This window comes from Thauera sp. DNT-1 (assembly GCF_055393985.1).
Genome location: NZ_AP043752.1, coordinates 1,897,723 through 1,916,630, shown reverse-complemented (window position 1 = coordinate 1,916,630; position 18,908 = coordinate 1,897,723). Strand labels below are relative to the sequence as shown.

The 18,908-nt window shown below is 69.4% G+C and carries 16 protein-coding genes; 15 read left to right on the top strand and 1 reads right to left on the bottom strand.

Annotation, left to right across the window (positions count from 1 at the left end; genetic code table 11):
• Position 1: 1 nt before the first annotated feature.
• The 12 genes from mraY to ACZ5PP_RS08840 all read left to right on the top strand — a co-directional run bounded on the left by mraY (position 2) and on the right by ACZ5PP_RS08840 (position 11,914).
• Positions 2-1,090 carry a phospho-N-acetylmuramoyl-pentapeptide-transferase gene (mraY, locus tag ACZ5PP_RS08895; RefSeq protein WP_464826971.1) on the top strand — a complete coding sequence of 363 codons (1,089 nt, stop codon included), beginning with the start codon at positions 2-4 and terminating at the stop codon, positions 1,088-1,090.
• Entirely contained in the window at positions 1,087-2,487 is a 1,401-nt protein-coding gene (gene murD / locus ACZ5PP_RS08890) for a UDP-N-acetylmuramoyl-L-alanine--D-glutamate ligase (protein WP_464826970.1), read from the top strand. The genes mraY and murD overlap by 4 nt, the downstream gene beginning before the upstream one ends.
• Positions 2,484-3,713, top strand: a complete 1,230-nt coding sequence (gene ftsW, locus ACZ5PP_RS08885) for a putative lipid II flippase FtsW (RefSeq protein ID WP_004304320.1) — start codon at positions 2,484-2,486, stop codon at positions 3,711-3,713. The genes murD and ftsW overlap by 4 nt, the downstream gene beginning before the upstream one ends.
• Positions 3,710-4,780 carry an undecaprenyldiphospho-muramoylpentapeptide beta-N-acetylglucosaminyltransferase gene (gene murG, locus ACZ5PP_RS08880; protein ID WP_004304321.1) on the top strand — a complete coding sequence of 357 codons (1,071 nt, stop codon included), beginning with the start codon at positions 3,710-3,712 and terminating at the stop codon, positions 4,778-4,780. Before ftsW ends, murG begins: the two co-directional genes overlap by 4 nt.
• Complete coding sequence (gene murC / locus ACZ5PP_RS08875) at positions 4,777-6,192, top strand: UDP-N-acetylmuramate--L-alanine ligase (protein ID WP_004304323.1); 1,416 nt, start codon at positions 4,777-4,779, stop codon at positions 6,190-6,192. The genes murG and murC overlap by 4 nt, the downstream gene beginning before the upstream one ends.
• Positions 6,189-7,103: a D-alanine--D-alanine ligase gene (locus ACZ5PP_RS08870; RefSeq protein ID WP_004304325.1), complete on the top strand. Its 915-nt coding sequence runs from the start codon at positions 6,189-6,191 to the stop codon at positions 7,101-7,103. The genes murC and ACZ5PP_RS08870 overlap by 4 nt, the downstream gene beginning before the upstream one ends.
• The gene (locus ACZ5PP_RS08865) at positions 7,096-7,959 is read left to right on the top strand and encodes a cell division protein FtsQ/DivIB (RefSeq protein ID WP_012585945.1); all 864 of its coding nucleotides are present in this window, start codon (positions 7,096-7,098) and stop codon (positions 7,957-7,959) included. The genes ACZ5PP_RS08870 and ACZ5PP_RS08865 overlap by 8 nt, the downstream gene beginning before the upstream one ends.
• On the top strand, positions 7,956-9,185 hold the full coding sequence (gene ftsA / locus ACZ5PP_RS08860) for a cell division protein FtsA (RefSeq protein WP_004306272.1): 1,230 nt from the start codon (positions 7,956-7,958) through the stop codon (positions 9,183-9,185). The genes ACZ5PP_RS08865 and ftsA overlap by 4 nt, the downstream gene beginning before the upstream one ends.
• Before the next feature lie 141 nt (positions 9,186-9,326).
• Positions 9,327-10,469: a cell division protein FtsZ gene (gene ftsZ / locus ACZ5PP_RS08855; RefSeq protein WP_004306274.1), complete on the top strand. Its 1,143-nt coding sequence runs from the start codon at positions 9,327-9,329 to the stop codon at positions 10,467-10,469.
• Between the two features lie 208 nt (positions 10,470-10,677).
• On the top strand, positions 10,678-11,601 hold the full coding sequence (lpxC, locus tag ACZ5PP_RS08850) for a UDP-3-O-acyl-N-acetylglucosamine deacetylase (protein WP_004306276.1): 924 nt from the start codon (positions 10,678-10,680) through the stop codon (positions 11,599-11,601).
• Positions 11,598-11,732, top strand: coding sequence for a hypothetical protein (locus tag ACZ5PP_RS08845; RefSeq protein WP_464826969.1), 135 nt, complete (start codon positions 11,598-11,600; stop codon positions 11,730-11,732). Before lpxC ends, ACZ5PP_RS08845 begins: the two co-directional genes overlap by 4 nt.
• Positions 11,726-11,914, top strand: coding sequence for a hypothetical protein (locus ACZ5PP_RS08840; protein WP_012585943.1), 189 nt, complete (start codon positions 11,726-11,728; stop codon positions 11,912-11,914). Before ACZ5PP_RS08845 ends, ACZ5PP_RS08840 begins: the two co-directional genes overlap by 7 nt.
• 189 nt (positions 11,915-12,103) lie before the next feature.
• On the opposite strand, the gene ACZ5PP_RS08835 is transcribed toward ACZ5PP_RS08840, so the two are convergent.
• Positions 12,104-12,526 (bottom strand): DciA family protein, encoded by a 423-nt coding sequence (locus ACZ5PP_RS08835; protein ID WP_004306279.1) that lies wholly within the window; start codon positions 12,524-12,526, stop codon positions 12,104-12,106.
• An 84-nt stretch (positions 12,527-12,610) separates the two neighbouring features.
• On the opposite strand from ACZ5PP_RS08835, the gene secA reads away from it, so the two are divergent.
• The 3 genes from secA (at position 12,611) to ACZ5PP_RS08820 (ending at position 18,864) form a co-directional block, all read left to right on the top strand.
• The gene (secA, locus tag ACZ5PP_RS08830; protein ID WP_004306281.1) at positions 12,611-15,340 is read left to right on the top strand and encodes a preprotein translocase subunit SecA; all 2,730 of its coding nucleotides are present in this window, start codon (positions 12,611-12,613) and stop codon (positions 15,338-15,340) included.
• Between the two features lie 22 nt (positions 15,341-15,362).
• On the top strand, positions 15,363-16,601 hold the full coding sequence (argJ, locus tag ACZ5PP_RS08825) for a bifunctional glutamate N-acetyltransferase/amino-acid acetyltransferase ArgJ (RefSeq protein WP_464826968.1): 1,239 nt from the start codon (positions 15,363-15,365) through the stop codon (positions 16,599-16,601).
• A 208-nt stretch (positions 16,602-16,809) separates the two neighbouring features.
• Positions 16,810-18,864 (top strand): TonB-dependent receptor plug domain-containing protein, encoded by a 2,055-nt coding sequence (locus ACZ5PP_RS08820; protein WP_012585941.1) that lies wholly within the window; start codon positions 16,810-16,812, stop codon positions 18,862-18,864.
• Positions 18,865-18,908 lie beyond the last annotated feature (44 nt).

Sequence of the window (18,908 nt, the reverse complement as noted above, 5' to 3'; positions counted from 1 at the left end):
CATGTTGTTGGAACTCGCTCTCTGGCTCGGCCAGGACATTCGTGGCTTCAACGTCTTCGGCTACATCACGCTGCGGACGGTGCTCGCCGCTCTCACCGCATTGGCGATCTCGCTGATCGCCGGCCCCGCCGTCATCCGCTGGCTCGCGGCCAAGAAGATCGGCCAGGCCGTGCGCGACGACGGCCCCAAGTCGCACCTCACCAAGGCCGGCACGCCCACGATGGGCGGCGCGCTGATCCTGATCGCGATCGGCGTCACCATCCTGTTGTGGGGCGACCTGAAGAACGCCTACGTGTGGGTGACCCTGCTGGTGACCCTGGGTTTCGGCGCCGTGGGCTGGGTGGATGACTGGCGCAAGGTCGTGCATCGCGATCCGAAGGGGCTGGCGAGCCGCTGGAAATACCTGTGGACCTCGGCGATCGCGCTCGCCGCGGCGATCTATCTCGGAGTCACCGCAGACATCCCGGCCGAAACCGAACTGATCGTGCCCTTCTTCAAGGCGATTGCGTACCCGCTGGGCATCTTCGGTTTCATCGCGCTGACCTACTTCGTCATCAACGGCACCAGCCACGCGGTGAACCTCACCGACGGCCTCGACGGCCTGGCGATCATGCCGACGGTGATGGTGGCCGCGGCACTGGCGATCTTCGCCTATGTCGCCGGTCACGTCGGCTTCTCGAAGTACCTCGGCGTGCCCTATGTGGCGGGCGCGGGCGAACTGGCGGTGTTCTGCGGCGCGATCTGCGGCGCGGGCTTGGGCTTCCTGTGGTTCAACGCCTACCCGGCGGAGGTCTTCATGGGCGACGTCGGCGCGCTCGCGCTCGGTGCCGCGCTCGGCACGATCGCGGTGATCGTGCGCCAGGAGATCGTGCTCTTCATCATGGGCGGCCTGTTCGTCGCCGAGACGCTGTCGGTGATGGTGCAGGTGCTGTACTTCAAGGCCACCGGCGGCAAGCGCATCTTCCGCATGGCGCCGCTGCACCACCATTACGAACTGGGTGGCTGGAAGGAGACCCAGGTCGTGGTCCGCTTCTGGATCATCACCATCATGCTGGTGCTGTTCGGGCTGTCGACGCTGAAACTGCGATGAGCGCACTCACCGGAAAACACGTCCTCGTCCTCGGGCTCGGCGAATCGGGCCTGGCCATGGCGCGCTGGTGCGCCCTGCGCGGGGCGCGCGTGCGCGTGGCCGACAGCCGCGCCGTCCCGCCCGGGGTCGACGCGCTGAAGGCGGACGCGCCGCTGGCCGAGATCTTCATGGGCAGCTTCGGCGACGAGGTGCTCGACGGGGTCGATCTGGTCGCGCTCAGCCCCGGGCTCGACCCGCGCGTCGGGGTCGCCGCGCAGGCGCGTCGGCGCGGCCTGCCGCTTACCGGCGAGATGAGCCTGCTCGCGCAGGCGCTCGACGAGCTCGGCGTGCGCGCGCAGACGCGCATCCTCGCCATCACCGGCACCAACGGCAAGACCACCACGACCGCGCTCACCGCGGCGCTGGCGCAGTCGGTCGGCATCGACGCGGTCGCCGCCGGCAACATCAGCCCGGCGGCGCTCGACGTGCTGATGGAGCGCCTGGAGATCGGCGCCGCGCTGCCCGCGTGCTGGGTGCTGGAACTCTCCAGCTTCCAGATCGAGACCATGCGGGGCCTGGACGCCGAGGCGGCAATCGTGCTCAACGTCACCGACGACCACCTCGACCGCTACGCCGACCTCGAGGAATATGCCGCCACCAAGGCGGCGATCTTCCAGGGCGAGGGCGTGCAGGTGCTCGCTCGCGAGGACGCGCGCGTGGCGGCCATGGCGCTGCCCGGCCGGCGCACGATCCGCTTCGGCACCGCGGCGCCGGCGAGCGACACCGACTACGGTCTGGCCGACCTCGACGGCCGCGCCTGGCTGCTGCGCGGCGGCGAGCGCCTGCTCGCCCTCGACGAGCTGCCGCTCGCCGGCCGCCACAACGCCGCCAACGCGCTCGCCGCGCTCGCGCTCTGCGAGGGCGGGCTCGGTATTGCGCCGCAGATCCTGATCCCCGGGCTGAAGGCCTTCCGCGGACTGCCGCACCGGGTCGAGCTGGTCGCCGAGCGCGCCGACGGCGTGCGTTTCTACGACGACTCCAAGGGCACCAACGTCGGCGCGACGGTGGCGGCGCTCGCCGGCATGGACTGCCCGGTGGTGCTGATCGCCGGCGGCGACGGCAAGGGTCAGGACTTCTCGCCGCTCGCCCCCGTGCTCGCCGGCAAGGCGCGCGCGCTGCTGCTGATCGGTCGCGACGCCGGCCGCATCGAGCAGGCGGTGGCGGGATGCGGCGTGGCGATCGAGCGCGTGCCCGACCTCGATGCCGCGGTGGCGCGCGCCAATGCCTGGGCGCAGGCGGGTGACGCGGTCCTGCTCTCGCCCGCCTGCGCCAGCCTCGACATGTTCCGCAACTACGCCCACCGCGCCGAGGTGTTCGTCGCTGCGGTGCGTCGCCTGCCCGGAGTGAAGCCGCGATGAAGTTCGCCAGCACCCTCACCGGCCTGCTCCAGCGCGAAGGTGGCGCGGCCGATCCGGCGCGCGCGGCGAGCGGGCGCCTCGGGCGCCAGGGGGCGCCGGCGCGCGAACTCGACCTGCTGTTGATCTGGGCCGCGGTCGGCCTGCTGCTGCTCGGTCTGGTCATGGTGTATTCGGCATCGATCGCGATCGCCGAGGGCAGCCGCTTCACGGCCTACCAGTCGCACTATTTCCTCCTGCGCCATGCAGTCTTCCTTGCTGTCGGCATCGGCCTCGGCCTGATGGCCTTCCAGCTGCCGATGGCGCGCTGGCAGCAGCTCGCCCCGGCGCTCTTCGTCGCCGGGGTGGTATTGCTCGTGGTGGTGCTCATCCCGGGCATCGGTCGCGAGGTCAATGGCGCACAGCGCTGGCTCTCGCTCGGGCCGGTGAACCTGCAGCCCTCCGAGCTCATGAAGATCTTCGCGGCGCTCTATGCCGCCGACTACACGGTGCGCAAGCTCGACGTCATGGGCAGCTTCGTGAAGGGCTTCGTGCCGATGATGGCGGTGATCCTGCTCGTCGGCTTCCTGCTGCTGCGCGAGCCCGACTTCGGCGCCTTCGTCGTGATCACCACGATCGCCTTCGGCGTGCTCTTCCTCGGCGGCGTGAACGTGCGCGTGTTCGTGCTCCTCGCGGTGGTGGCGGTGATCGGCTTCGTGATCCTGATCTGGACCTCGCCCTACCGCCGCGATCGCATCTTCGGCTTCATGGACCCCTGGCAGGACGCCTACGGCAAGGGCTACCAGCTCTCCCATTCGCTGATCGCCTTCGGGCGCGGCGAGTGGTTCGGCGTCGGCCTCGGCGGCAGCGTCGAGAAGCTCTTCTACCTGCCCGAGGCGCACACCGACTTCCTGCTCGCCGTGATCGCCGAGGAACTCGGCTTCGCCGGCGTGCTGACCGTGGTGGCGCTGTTCGCGCTGGTGGTGCACCGCGCCTTCATCATCGGGCGCGAGGCGATCAAGCTCGAGCGCTACTTCGCGGGCCTGGTCGCCCAGGGCATCGGCTTGTGGATCGGCATCCAGTCCTTCATCAACATGGGTGTGAACATGGGGCTGCTGCCCACCAAGGGCCTGACCCTGCCGCTGATGAGCTTCGGCGGCTCGGGCATCGTCGCCAACTGCGTCGCGCTCGCCATCCTGCTCCGGGTGGACTGGGAGAACCGCCAGCTCCTGCGTGGGGGGCGTGCATGAAGACGCTGATGGTGATGGCCGGCGGCACCGGCGGCCACATCTTCCCGGGCATCGCGGTGGCCGAGGAACTGCGTGCCCGGGGTTGGCGCATCGTCTGGATGGGCAACCCCGAGGGCATGGAGGCGCGCATCGTGCCGCCGCGCGGCTACGACACCGCCTGGGTGCGCTTCGGTGCGCTGCGCGGCAAGGGCCTGCTGCGCAAGCTGCTGCTGCCGGTGACCCTGCTCTCCGGCTTCTGGCAGGCGCTGCGCGAGATCCGCCGCGTCCGCCCCGACGTGGTGCTGGGCATGGGGGGCTACATCACCTTTCCGGGCGGCATGATGGCCGCGCTGCTCGGGCGTCCGCTCGTGCTGCACGAGCAGAACTCGGTCGCCGGCCTGGCCAACCGTGTGCTCGCGCGCGTGGCCGACCGCGTGCTGAGCGGCTTCCCCGAGGTGCTGGAACAGGCCGAGTGGATGGGCAACCCGGTGCGCGCCGAGATCGCCGCGGTACTGCCGCCGGCCGAACGCATGGCCGGACGCTCGGGCCCGCTGCGCGTGCTGGTGGTGGGTGGCAGCCTGGGCGCCGCGGTGCTCAACGAGACCGTGCCGCAGGCGCTGCTGCGCCTTCCCGCCGAGCAGCGCCCGGTGGTGGTGCATCAGGCTGGCGAACGCCAGATCGAGGCCTTGCGCGCGGCGTACGCGCGCGCCCAGGTCGACGGGGAGCTGCGCCCCTTCATCGACGACATGGCGGCGGCCTACGCCGACGCCGACCTGGTGATCTGCCGCGCCGGCGCGCTCACCGTGGCCGAGCTCGCCGCGGCCGGGGTGGCCAGCCTCTTGGTGCCCTTCCCCTACGCGGTGGACGACCACCAGACCGGCAACGCGCGCTTCCTCGCCGACCGCGGCGGCGCCTATCTGCTGCCGCAATCCGAACTAACGCCCGACCGCCTGGCGGGCATCCTGTCCAGTCTTGACCGCGGCCGCCTGCTGCACATGGCCGAGAACGCGCGCGCGCTCGCGAAGCCGCTCGCGGCCGTCGCGGTGGCGCACGTGTGCGCCGAGCTGGGCGGTGGAGAACAAGCATGAAGCACAAGGTCAGGAACATCCACTTTGTCGGCATCGGCGGCGCGGGCATGAGCGGCATCGCCGAGGTGCTCGCCAACCAGGGTTATCGCGTCAGCGGTTCGGACCTTGGCGACAACGCCGCCACCCGCCGCCTGCACAAGATGGGCGCGCATGTGGTGCGCGGGCATGACGCGGCCAACGTCGCCGACGCCGACGTGGTGGTGGTGTCGACCGCGGTGAAGGCCGACAACCCGGAGGTGGTCGCGGCGCGCGAGCGCCACATTCCTGTGGTGCCGCGCGCGCAGATGCTCGCCGAGCTGATGCGCTTCAAGCACGGTATCGCGATCGCCGGCACCCACGGCAAGACCACCACCACCTCGCTGGTGGCGAGCATCCTCGCCGAGGGCGGCATCGACCCCACCTTCGTGATCGGCGGGCGCCTCAACGCTGCCGGCGCCAACGCGCGCCTCGGCACGGGCGACTACCTGGTGGCCGAGGCGGACGAGTCCGACGCCTCCTTCCTGCTGCTCAACCCGGTGATCTCGGTGGTCACGAACATCGACGCCGACCACATGGACACCTACGGCCACGACTTCGGCCGGGTCAAGCAGGCCTTCGTCGACTTCCTCCACCGCCTGCCCTTCTACGGCGTGGCGGTGCTGTGCGAGGACGACCCCAACGTGCGCGAGATCATCCCGCAGGTGGCCAAGCAGATCGTGCGCTACGGCTTCTCGGAGACCGCCAACATCCGCGCCGAGAACGTGCGCGCCGAGGGCGGGCGCATGCGGTTCGACTGCGTGCGGGTCAACGGCACGACCTCGCGCCTGTCGATCGAGCTCAACCTGCCCGGCCTGCACAACGTGCTCAACGCGCTCGCCGCGATCGCGGTGGCCACCGAGGTGCAGGTGCCGGACGCGGCGATCGTCAAGGCGCTCGCCGAGTTCAACGGCGTCGGCCGGCGCTTCCAGCGCTACGGCGAGGTCGCGCTGCACGACCAGGACGGCGATGAGGCCGGCCGCTTCACGCTGGTCGACGACTACGGCCACCACCCGGTGGAGATGGCGGCGACCATCGCCGCGGCACGCGGCGCCTTCCCCGGCCGCCGCCTGGTGCTGGCCTTCCAGCCCCATCGCTACACGCGCACACGCGATTGCTTCGAGGACTTCGTCAAGGTGCTGTCGACCGTGGATGCGCTGCTGCTGGCCGAGGTCTATGCCGCCGGCGAGACCCCGATCGTCGCCGCCGACGGCCGCTCGCTCGCGCGCGCGATCCGCGTCGCCGGCACGGTCGAGCCCGTCTTCGTCGAGGAGATCGCCGACATGCCGCGCATGATCCTGTCCGCCGCGCGCGATGGCGACGTCGTCATCACCATGGGAGCGGGCAGCATCGGCGCGGTGCCGGGCAAGCTCGCCAGCATCGAGGAAGCAGCGTGAAGGCCCGGTTCGGAAAGGTTGCGGTGCTGTTCGGCGGTTCGTCTGCCGAGCGCGAGGTTTCGCTGATGTCGGGCGCTGCGGTGCTCGCCGCGCTGCAGGCCGCGGGGGTGGATGCGCACGCCTTCGATCCCGCGGAGCGCGACCTGCACGTCCTCAAGGAAGAGGGCTTCGAGCGCGCCTTCATCGCCCTCCATGGGCGCGGTGGCGAGGACGGCACGGTGCAGGGCGCGCTCGAGCTGATGGGCATCCCCTATACCGGCAGCGGCGTGATGGCCTCCGCGCTGTCGATGGACAAGTGGCGCACCAAGATGGTGTGGCTGTCCGCCGGCCTGCCGACGCCGCGCTACGCGATCCTGGAGCACGACTCCGACTGGGACGCGGTGGTGGCCGAACTCGGCCTGCCGATCTTCGTCAAGCCGGTGCACGAGGGCTCGAGCATGGGCGCGACCAAGGTGGTCGAGGCGGGCCAGCTGCGCGCCGCGTGGGAGCTCGCGGCGCGCTACGACCGCCTGGTGATCGCCGAGGAGTTCATCTGCGGCGCCGAGCTCACCGCCCCCTTCCTCGAGGACCGCGCGCTGCCGCTGGTGCGCATCGTCGCCCCCGGCGGCAACTACGACTACCAGCACAAGTACTTCACCGACGACACGCGCTACGACTGCCCCAGCGGCCTGCCTGCCGCGCAGGAGGCGGAGCTGCAGGCGATGGTGATGAAGTGCGCGCGCGTGCTCGGCTGCCGCGGCTGGGGCCGCGCCGACCTCATCCTCACCGAGGACGGCCGCCCCTACCTGCTCGAGATGAACACTTCGCCCGGCATGACCGGCCACTCGCTGGTGCCGATGTCGGCGCGCGTGGCGGGGCTGGACTTCACCGCGCTGTGCCTCGAGATCCTGCAGGGAGCCCGCCTTGGCTGAAGCCGGCATCCGTCCCGCGTCGATCCGCTCCGCCCGCCGTCCGGCGGCGGGCGGAGCGGCGCGCGCGGGTGCGGAGCGCGGCCTGTGGCATCGGCCCGCGTTGCTCAACCTGATCTCCGATCTGCTCACCCTGGGTGCGGCGGTGGCGCTCGGCTGGGCGCTGGTGATCTGGTTCGTGTCGCGGCCGCTGTTCCCGCTGCGCGAGCTGGTGGTGCTCACCGACCCCGGCCAGGTCACCGTCGAACAGCTCGACTACGCCGCCCGCCTCGCGGTGCAGGGCAACTTCTTCACCGTCGACCTCGACGGCGTGAAGGAAACTTTCGAGAAGCTGCCCTGGGTGCGCAAGGCCGAGGTGCGCCGGCGCTGGCCCGACGCGCTCGAGCTGCGCCTGGAAGAACACGAGGCGGTGGCCTACTGGACGGTGTCCGAGAGCGGCGAGGCGCGCCTGGTCAACCGCCAGGGCGAGGTTTTCGTCGCCGCTTCCAACGCCGACATGCCCCAGTTCGACGGCCCGCAGGGGTCGGCGGGCTGGCTGCTCGCACGCCATGCCGAGTTCTCCAGCATGCTGCAGCCGCTCGGCGTGCGCCTGGTCGGGCTGGCCTTGTCGGCGCGCGAGGCCTGGCAGCTGCAGCTCGATAACGGCATGACCATCGTGCTCGGGCGCGAGCAGGACAAGTCTCCGCTGATGGAACGGCTGCGCCGCTTCATCGCGGTGTGGCCGCGCGTTCACGAACAGATCGACATCGACATCAAGACCGCGGACCTGCGCTATGCGGGCGGGTTCGCACTGACCCCGGCCGACGCCTCGGTGCTCCACCAGCCCGTCGCGCCCGCCGCCCGGAAAGGCAGGAAATGAGCAAGCAATACAACGAACTGATCGTCGGCCTGGACATCGGCACCGCCAAGGTCACCTGCATGGTCGCCGAGGTGAAGCCCGACGGGCGACTCAACGTCGTCGGCCTCGGCACCCAGTCCACCAACGGCCTCAAGCGCGGCGTGGTGGTGAACATCGAGGCCACGGTGGACGCGATCTCGCGCGTGGTGCAGGAGGTCGAGCTGATGGCCGACTGCAAGATCCACGAGGTCTACACCGGGCTGGCCGGCAGCCACATCAAGAGCTTCAACTCCAGCGGCACGGTCGCGATCAAGGAGAAGGAGGTCTCGCCGCTCGACGTCGAGCGCGTGATCGAGGTCGCGCGCGCGATGCCGATCCCGGCCGAGCAGCAGATCCTGCATATCCTGACCCAGGAGTTCATCATCGACGGCCAGGGCGGCGTGCGCGAGCCGATCGGCATGAGCGGGGTGCGGCTCGAGGTCAAGGTGCACATCGTCACCGGCGCGGTGTCGGCGGCGCAGAACGTGATCAAGTGCGTGCGCCGCTGCGGGCTGGAGGTCATGGATCTGAGCCTGCAGCCGCTCGCCTCCAGCCACGCCGTGCTGACCGAGGACGAGAAGGAACTCGGCGTGTGCATGGTCGATATCGGCGGCGGAACGACCGACATCGCCGTGTTCACCCAGGGCGCGATCCGCCATACCGCGGTGATCCCGGTCGCCGGCGACCAGATCACCAACGACATCGCCATGGCGCTGCGCACGCCCACCGCCGAGGCGGAGGAGATCAAGATCCGCCATGGCGTGGCGATGCACCACATGGCCGACCCCGAGGAGATGATCGAGGTCCCGGGCGTGGGCGATCGCCCGCCGCGCAAGCTCTCGCGCCAGGCACTCGCCGACGTGATCGAGCCGCGCGTCTCCGAGCTCTTCGAGCTGGTGCAGGCCGAACTGCGCCGCAGCGGCTACGAGGAGCTGCTGTCCTCGGGCATCGTGCTGACCGGGGGCTCGGCGGTGATGCGCGGCATGGCCGAGCTCGCCGAGGACGTCTTCCACATGCCCGCGCGCGTGGGCGCGCCGCAGTACGACGGCGGCCTTGCCGACGTGGTCTGCCAGCCGCGCTACGCCACCGCGATGGGCCTGGTCATGGAGGGCGCCGTGCAGCGTCGCAGGGGGCTGCAGGCGCGCGACACGCGCAGCGTGAAACAGTTTTTCGGGCGCATGAAGGCCTGGTTCGAACGCAATTTCTGAACGGGTTTTCGGGCGGTTTTCATTTTGGATGTGGGCCGATCACCATCGCTTATTTAGTAGTAAACTCCCGGCCGAATTACTAGATGCAGGCCGGCTGGCGATCGGTGCCGCGCGGGGCAGTCAATTCAGGAGGCGAGGCTAATGTTTGAAATCGTTGAGAAGGAAGCCACCGGTACGGTGATCAAGGTGGTCGGCGTCGGCGGTGCGGGCGGCAACGCGGTCGACCACATGATCCGCGAGGGCGTGAAGGGAGTGCATTTCATCTCCGCCAACACCGACGCGCAGGCGCTCAAGCGCTGCCTCGCCCCGGTCAAGGTCCAGCTCGGCATCACCGGCCTGGGTGCCGGCTCCAAGCCGGAGGCGGGTCGCGCCGCCGCGCAGGAGTCGCGCGATGCCATCTCCGCCGCGCTCGAGGGTGCGCACATGGTGTTCATCACCGGCGGCATGGGTGGCGGTACCGGCACCGGTGCGGCACCGGTGGTGGCCGAGATCGCCAAGGAGATGGGTCTCCTGACCGTCGCCGTGGTGACCAAGCCGTTCGATTTCGAGAACCGCATCCGCGTCGCCGAGAGCGGCATCGAGGAACTCACCCGCCACGTCGACTCGCTGATCGTCGTGCTCAACGACAAGCTGCTCGAGGTCTTCGGCGACGACGCCGGCTTCGAGGAGTGCTTCCGCTCGGCCGACAACGTGCTGCGCTCGGCCGTGGGCGGCATCGCCGAGATCATCAACGTGCCCGGCCTGGTCAACGTCGACTTCCAGGACGTCCGCACCGCGATGGCCGAGATGGGCCGCGCGATGATGGGCTCGGCCGAGGCCGCCGGCATGGACCGCGCACGCATCGCCGCCGAGCAGGCCGCGGTGTCGCCGCTGCTCGAGGGCACCGAGCTCTCCGGCGCGCGCTGCGTGCTGATCAACATCACCGCGAGCAAGTCGCTGAAGATGTCCGAAGTGCGCGACGCGGTGAAGACCGTGCAGGCCTTCGCCGCGCCCGAAGCCTTCGTCAAGTACGGCACCGTGTTCGACGACACCATGGAAGACCGCATCCGCATCACCGTGGTGGCCACCGGACTCGGCGCGCCGCGCGCCGCGCGCCAGCCGGTGATGCAGGTGGTGCAGGGCACCGGCACCTACGGCCCGGCCATGGGTGGCGCGGTCGACGTGACCAATCTCGACGTGCCGGCGGTGATGCGCAGCGGTCGCCGCACCACCGTCGAGGCGATGAGCACCAGCGGTGTGGGCACCTACGACATCCCGGCCTTCCTGCGCCGCCAGGCGGACTGACCTCCGCCCGGGTGGCCGCCGCCGCGGCGGCCACGAACCGGAACCCCCGCACGGGCCGTCGCCTCCGGCCCCTGCGGGGGTTCCGCCGTTTACCGGCTGGCGTCGGGCGCGCAACATCCGCTTGCGCAATAGCCCGGATGCATCGGCGCGATCGCCGGGGGGCTGCGGGGGTGCATGTTAAAATCGCGCATCGAAGAGGAAAAAGACCATGATCCGGCAGCGCACCCTGAAATCCGTCGTCACGGCGACCGGCGTCGGCTTGCACGGCGGTCGCAAGGTGACCCTGACCCTGCGGCCGGCGGCGCCCGACACCGGCATCGTCTTCCACCGCGTCGACCTCGACCCGCCCCTGACCCTTCCTGCCGATCCCTATGCAGTGTGCGACACGCGCATGTGCTCCGGGCTGGAGCAGGGCGGGCACAAGGTCGGAACGGTCGAGCACCTGATGTCGGCGCTGGCCGGGCTGGGCATCGACAACCTGCATGTGGACGTCGATGCGCCCGAGATCCCGATCCTCGATGGCAGCTCCGCCCCCTTCGTGTTCCTGCTCCAGTCGGCCGGCATCGAGGAGCAGAGGGCGGCGAAGAAGTTCCTGCGCGTGAAGAAGGCGGTCGAGTACGTGGAGGGCGACAAGTGGGTCCGGCTCGAACCCTACGATGGCTTCCGCCTGGCGTTCTCGATCGTGTTCAACCATCCCGCGATCGACAGCACCTCGACCCGGGTCGAGGTCGATTTCGCCCGTGACTCCTACATACGCGACGTCGCGCGCGCGCGCACCTTCGGCTTCATGCAGGACGTCGAGTTCATGCAGGCCAACGGGCTGGCGCTCGGCGGCAGCCTGGAGAATGCGATCGTGATGGACGAGTACCGCGTGCTCAATGCCGAGGGCCTGCGCTACGCCGACGAGTTCGTCAAGCACAAGGTGCTGGACGCGATCGGCGACCTCTACCTGTGCGGCCACCCCTTGCTCGCGTCGTATTCGGCGCACAAGGCCGGCCATGCGCTCAACAACCAGATCCTGCGCGTGCTGCTCGAGGACAAGGAGGCCTGGGAGCTGGTGAGCTTCGACCAGGAGGCCGCGACCCCGCCCGCGGTCTCGCACCAGTTCGCGCCGCTCGTAGCCCTCGCATGAACGGGCGCTTCGTGTCCGGTCGTATCCCGGTGATCGCACGCGCCGCGCCTGGCCTCGATCCCGGCTGCATGCGCGCCGCCGCTGCGGGCGAGGCGGTCGACGCGCGCCGTCGAGGGGCGTACGCATGCTGATCATGCGCGTGCTGCTGTTGCTCGCGGTGCTGTCGATCGGTGGCTCGGCGATCCTGTGGCTGCTCACCGGCAACCCGCGCTACAAGGCGTGGGCATGGAAGGCCTTGCGCGCCACCTTGGTGATGCTGTTCGTGCTGTTCGCGCTGTTCGCCATCGAGCGCGTACTCGCCCCGGTCGCCTGACTTCCGCGGGGGGCGGCGCGGACCGGAGCGCCGATATCGCGACTCGCGTCGCTCCTACGGGGCGGCGCGGACCGCAGCGCCGCGATCGCGACTTGCGGCGCTCCTACGCGGGGTCTGCGAGGGCGTCGCGGTTCTCGTAGGAGCGACGCAAGTCGCGATCCCTCCGTTCGGCGACCGGCGTGCGCCTCTTCAGGCGCGCCGGATCAGGCGTTCGATGGAGGCGCGCAGCGGCGAGTCGACGGGCAGGCTGTCGGCGAAGTCGTGCAGCTCGGCCTTCGCGGCCTCCGAGATCTGTCGCTGCGGAGCGTGGCGTTCGGGAGCCGTCTGCTCGGGCGTGCCGACCTTGACCTTGATCGACTGCACCGGATGTCCGCCATGCTGCAGGCGCTCCAGCAGGCTGGGCAGGATCTGGCGCACTCGCACAGCCGCCGCGCCGCCGCGTGCGGCCACGACCAGGCTGCCTTCCTTGAGGTTCGCGACCCGGCACTGGCCCTGCAGCTGTGGCGGAAGCATGCCGTCGAGCACCGCCTGCAGCCGGTTCAGGCGCGCGGCATGATCTTGCAGGCGGGCGAGGGCGTCGCCGCCGAGAAAGCGTGAGAGCAGCCGGGTCATGGATGCGTGCGAGAACCGTCACGGGGAGCCTGGGTGCGCCATGATAAACTCCCGCCTTTGCCGAATCGACGTCGACCCAAAAACATGATCTCCGGCCTGCTCAAGAAAATCTTCGGTAGTCGCAACGACCGCCTCGTCCGCCAGTACATGCACACCGTGCGCAAGATCAACGCCTTCGAGGCGGAGATCTCCGCACTGTCCGACGAGGCGCTGCGCGGCAAGACGGCCGAGTTCCGGCAGCGCGTGGCCGACGGAGAGTCGCTCGACGCACTGCTGCCCGAAGCCTTCGCCGTGGTGCGCGAGGCCGGCAAGCGGGTGCATGGCATGCGCCACTTCGACGTCCAGCTCGTCGGCGGCATGGTGCTGCACCACGGCAAGATCGCCGAGATGCGCACCGGCGAGGGCAAGACCCTGGTCGCCACGCTGCCCGCCTACCTCAACGCGCTGTCGGGCAAGGGCGTCCATGTGATCACGGTGAACGACTACCTCGCCAGCCGCGACGCCGAGTGGATGGGGCGCATCTACGGCTTCCTCGGGCTCACCACCGGCTGCAACCTGTCGCGCATGTCGCACGACCAGAAGCAGGCCGCCTACGCCGCCGACATCACCTACGGCACCAACAACGAGTTCGGCTTCGACTACCTGCGCGACAACATGGTGTATGCGGTCGGCGAGCGCGTGCAGCGCGCGCTCGCCTTCGCGATCGTGGACGAGGTCGACTCCATCCTGATCGACGAGGCGCGCACGCCGCTGATCATCTCCGGCCAGGCCGAGGACCACACCGATCTCTACCTGAAGATGAACCAGGTCGCGCCGATGCTCAAGCGCCAGGAAGGCGGCCTCGACGACAAGGACGAGGTCATCGAGGCGGGCGACTACACGGTCGACCTCAAGGCGCACCAGGTGCTGCTCACCGAGGCGGGCCACGAGACCGCCGAGCAGATCCTCGTGCGCATGGGCCTGCTTGCCGAGGGCGGCGGCCTCTACGACCCCGGCAACATCCTGCTGGTGCATCACCTCTACGCGGCGCTGCGTGCCCACGCCCTCTACCACCGCGATCAGCAGTACGTGGTGCAGAACGGCGAGGTCGTCATCGTCGACGAATTCACCGGCCGCCTGATGCCTGGCCGGCGCTGGTCCGACGGCCTGCACCAGGCGGTCGAGGCCAAGGAGGGCGTGCGCATCCAGGCCGAGAACCAGACCCTGGCCTCGATCACCTTCCAGAACTACTTCCGCATGTACGGCAAGCTTGCGGGCATGACCGGTACGGCCGACACCGAGGCCTTCGAGTTCCAGCAGATCTATGGGCTCGAGACCGTGGTGATCCCGACCAATCGCCCGACCCGGCGCAGGGACGAGAACGACAAGGTCTACCGCACCGCGAGCGAGAAGTGGAACGCGGTCATCGAGGACATCCGTGCCTGCGTCGAGCGCGGCCAGCCGGTGCTGGTCGGCACGACCTCGATCGAGACCAACGAATTCCTTTCCGGCGTGCTCAAGAAGGCGAAGATCGAGCACCAGGTGCTCAACGCCAAGCAGCACGACAGCGAGGCGCAGATCGTCGCGCAGGCCGGCCGGCCCGGCATGGTCACGATCGCGACCAACATGGCCGGGCGCGGCACCGACATCGTCCTCGGCGGCAACATCGAGAAGCCGGTCGCCGCGGTGCGCGACGACGCCACGCTCGACCCCGTGCAGCGCGAGACCAGGATCGCCGCCCTGCGCGAGGCCTGGCAGAAGGTGCATGACGAGGTGATCGCCGCCGGCGGCCTGCACATCATCGGCACCGAGCGCCACGAGTCGCGCCGCATCGACAACCAGCTGCGCGGCCGCTCCGGGCGCCAGGGCGACCCGGGCTCGAGCCGCTTCTTCCTCTCGCTCGAAGATCCGCTGATGAAGATCTTCGCCGGCGAACGCCTGAACGCGATCATGGTCCGCCTGAAGATGCCCGAGGGCGAGGCGATCGAGCACGCGATGGTGACGCGCTCGCTGGAGTCGGCGCAGCGCAAGGTCGAGCAGCGCAACTTCGACATCCGCAAGCAGCTGCTCGAGTACGACGACGTCGCCAACGACCAGCGCAAGGTGATCTACCAGCAGCGCAACGAGCTGCTCGAGAGCGAGGACATCTCCGACACCGTGCGCGCGATGCGCCAGGGCGTGCTGCACGACATCTTCCGCCGCTACGTGCCGGTCGACAGTGTCGAGGAGCAATGGGAGCTGCCCGCGCTCGAGCAGGCGCTGCTCGCCGAGTGCCAGCTCAAGCTGGCGGTGGCCGCGTGGGTGACGGCCGAGCCCAGCCTGGACGACGAGGCCATCCTCGAGCGCGTGGTGCAGGCCGGCGAGGAGGCCTACGCCGCCAAGACCGCGATGGTCGACCCGGCGGCCTGGCACCAGTTCGAGCGCAACGTGATGCTGCAGAGCCTCGACACCCACTGGCGCGAGCACCTCGCGGCGCTCGACCACCTGCGCCAGGGCATCCACCTGCGCGGCTATGCGCAGAAGAACCCCAAGCAGGAATACAAGCGCGAGGCCTTCGAGCTCTTCGAGAGCCTGCTCGACGCCGTGCGCACCGACGTCACCAAGATCCTGATGACGGTACAGATCCGCACCGAGGCGCAGCTCGAGGAAGCCGAGACGCCGCAGCAGGTCGAGAACGTGCAGTACCAGCACGCCGACTACGACGAGGCGCTCGGCGGTGGCGCCGAGCAGGCGGGCGCGCAGCCGGCCACTGCCGGGCCCAAGGTCGGCCGCAACGACCCCTGCCCCTGCGGCTCGGGCAAGAAATACAAGCACTGCCACGGCAAACTGAACTGATCCTTCCGTCCCGGAGAACCGCATGGCCGTCAATCTCGCCACCCCGAACCCTGCCGAACTGCTGCCCGTGAAGGGCGTGCGCCTCGGCGTGACCGAAGCCGGCATCCGCAAGGCCAACCGGCGCGACCTCACCGTGATCGAGCTGTCCGAGGGCAGCCGCGTCGCCGGCGTGTTCACGCAGAACCGCTTCTGCGCGGCGCCGGTGCAGGTGTGCCGCCAGCATCTGACGGGCGGGGCGATCCGCGCGCTGCTCATCAACACCGGTGTCGCCAACGCCGGCACCGGCGAGCCGGGCCTGGCCAACGCCAATGCCTGCTGCGCCGCGCTGGCGCGCGAACTGGGCATCGAGGCGGGTCAGGTGCTGCCGTTCTCGACCGGCGTGATCCTGGAGCCGCTGCCGGTCGACCGCCTGGTCGCCGGGCTGCCCGGAGCGGTCGCAGACCTGCGTGCCGACGGCTGGTTCGACGCCGCGCACGCGATCATGACCACCGACACCCTCGCCAAGGCGGTGTCGCGTCAGGTCCGCATCGGCGAGCGCACGGTCACCCTCACCGGCATCAGCAAGGGCGCAGGCATGATCAGGCCCAACATGGCCACCATGCTCGGCTTCCTCGCCTGCGACGCGGCGATCGCGCAGGACCTGCTCGATGACTTGGTGCGCGAGGCGGCCGACCTGTCCTTCAACAGCATCACCGTCGATGGCGACACCTCGACCAACGATTCCTTCATCCTCATCGCCACCGGCGCCGCCGGCAATGCCGAGATCGCCGACGTCGACAGCGAGGACTACCGCGCCCTGCGCGCGGCGGTGATCGAGGTCGCGGTCGGGCTCGCGCAGGCGATCGTGCGCGATGGCGAGGGCGCGACCAAGTTCATGACGATCGCGGTCGAGGGCGGCCGCGACCGCGAGGAATGCCGCAAGGTGGGCTATGCGGTGGCGCACTCGCCCCTGGTCAAGACCGCCTTTTTCGCCTCCGACCCCAACCTCGGCCGCATCCTCGCGGCGATCGGCTATGCCGGCATCGACGACCTCGACGTCGCCAAGCTGCGCGTGTGGCTGGGCAACCCCGAGGAGTCGGTGCTGGTCGCCGAGCACGGCGGTCGTGCGGCGAGCTACCTCGAGGAGGCGGGCTCGCGCATCATGAAGCACGCCGAGCTCACGGTGCACATCGCGCTCGCCCGCGGCGACGCCGCCGCCACGGTGTGGACCTGCGACTTCTCCTACGACTACGTGAAGATCAACGCCGACTACCGCAGCTGAGCGCCTTCCGGCGTGCGCCACGGCCCCGGCAGCCACTCGGCGCCGGGGCCGTGTCATGTCATGCAGGGCGGGCGGCGACCGTGTGCTGGCATGCGTGACGTGGTTCACCCAAGGCGGCGCACGTATCTTGTCGGCGCCCCCGGAATGGGCAGAATGCAGGCTGGATGGTGCGCTCAGTTCGCCATGGAGCCGTAGGAATCGCTTTGTCATGCAGGATCCGTATACCAGTCGCTACCCGCGCACGCGGGGTCTGGCTTCGCACGCGGGGCCCCTCGTCCTGCTTGGCCTGCTCGCGCTCGACGCGCGTGCGGAATGGGGCGACCCGGACCCGTTCTTCAGCGAGATTCCGATGGTGCTGACCGCATCGCGCCTGGCGCAGTCGCCGCTCGACGCGCCTGCGCCGGTGACCGTGATCGATCGCGAGATGATCGTCGCCTCGGGTTTCAACGAGATCCACGACCTTCTGCGCCTGGCGCCCGGCTTCCTCGTGGCCGACCATCCCGATGGTCCCCCCACGGTGGCGACCCACGGCCTGGGCGACGCCCATGCGCGCCGCATCAAGGTGATGGTGGACGGGCGCACCGTCAACAGCCCGCTGTGGGGCAACGTGATCTGGGACAACCTGCCCTTGCGGGTGGACGATGTCGAGCGCATCGAGGTGGTGCGCGGCCCCAACGGTGCGGCCTATGGCGTCAATGCCTTCCAGGGGGTGGTCAACATCATCACGAGGGCTCCCTCCACCGAGAGCGGGCGGGCGTTCGTCGTGCGCACTGGAAAGAACGGTTTCCGTGATTACGGCGTGCGCCTGAACGGGGCTGGCGGAAGCGCCTTCGACTGGCGCCTCTCCGCCTCGCGGCGCGAGCTGACGACGTTCGAACCGCACTTTCGGGAACGGCTCGGGGACTGGCACTCTTCCGAGTCGCTCACCCGCAACACCGCCCACTTCAGCGCAGTGCTGCAGTTGTCCGCAGCCGAAGAGCTCGGCCTCCAGGTTGGCGTCAGCGAGGGCGACAGCAAGCGCGGCGCCCAGGCCTACCTCGACTATCCGCCCCACACCGAGGAGGACCGCGCGCTTCACCTGCAATTCGGCTGGCGGCGCCACATCGATGCGGAATCCGTGCTGAGCGTGCAGTATTTCCACCAGGGCGAGCGTGCCGGCGGGAGCTGGCCGGTGATCCAGGCGCAAGGCACGACGACCGCGAGCTTCCCGACCAGCCGGGCCAGCGAGGCGAGGCGGCACGATCTCGAGCTGCAATACGACACCCGGCTCGGCCGGCGTCTCACCGGCATGCTCGGTATCGGGCTGCGCAGCGAGCATGCGCGCTCGCTGCACCTGTTCGGCACCACACGGTGGCTGGATTCGACCCATGGGCAGGTCTTCGGCAGCCTCACGTGGAACCCGCTCGATCCGCTCAAGATCGATCTCGGCGGCACGCTCGAGCACCATGACTACAGCGGCAGGCTGTTCTCGCCCCGCCTTGCGTTCAACTACGCCCTCGACGAGGACTCGGCCCTGCGCCTGTCCACCGGGACGGCGTACCGCGCCCCCAGCCTGATGGAGTCGCGAGCCTTCCAGACCGACCGCGAGGGCGACACGATCCGGCGTATCGGCTTCCGTGTCTTCGACCCGCTGCAGAGCGAGCGCATGCGCTTCGTCGATCTGGGCTATGTCGCGCAGCTGCGTTCGTTCGGACTCGGCTTCGATGCGCGTGTCTTTCGCGAGTACTACCGGCGTTTCATCGACGACAAGAGCTGCGTGTTCGGAGAGTGCCCGCGCCCCGAGCCGGCCGACTATGTTCCGATCGACCCCGGCAAGAAGAGCTTCTATTTCCTCAACGTCGACGACTTCCGCATGACCGGTGCGGAATTCACCCTCGACTGGCGCAAGCCGGGCTGGGGCAGGGCGGTACTGTCCCAGGCCTTCATCCGCATCGACCATGGCGAGCCCTACAGCGACCGCGACATCCCGAACAGCGCACCGCATGCGACCACCTCGCTGCTGCTGATCAAGGACTTCCCCGGACGCTGGCAGGCGAGCCTGGGCTACTACCACAACGGCCTGTACTACTGGATGAACGGCGGCGACATCGTGCCGCGCACCGATCGCTTCGACCTGCGCGTCGCGCGCCGCTTCGGTCCGCCCGGTTCGGACAACGAGGTCTCGCTCACCGCGCTGAGCCTGAAGGGGCGCTACGCGGACTTCCACGAGGACAAGTTCCGCCACGAGCCGGACCTCTATCTCGGCGTGCGTATCGGATGGTGACGGCGCGCATGCGAGCCTGCCTGTCGTGTCTCCTCCCCGGCGGC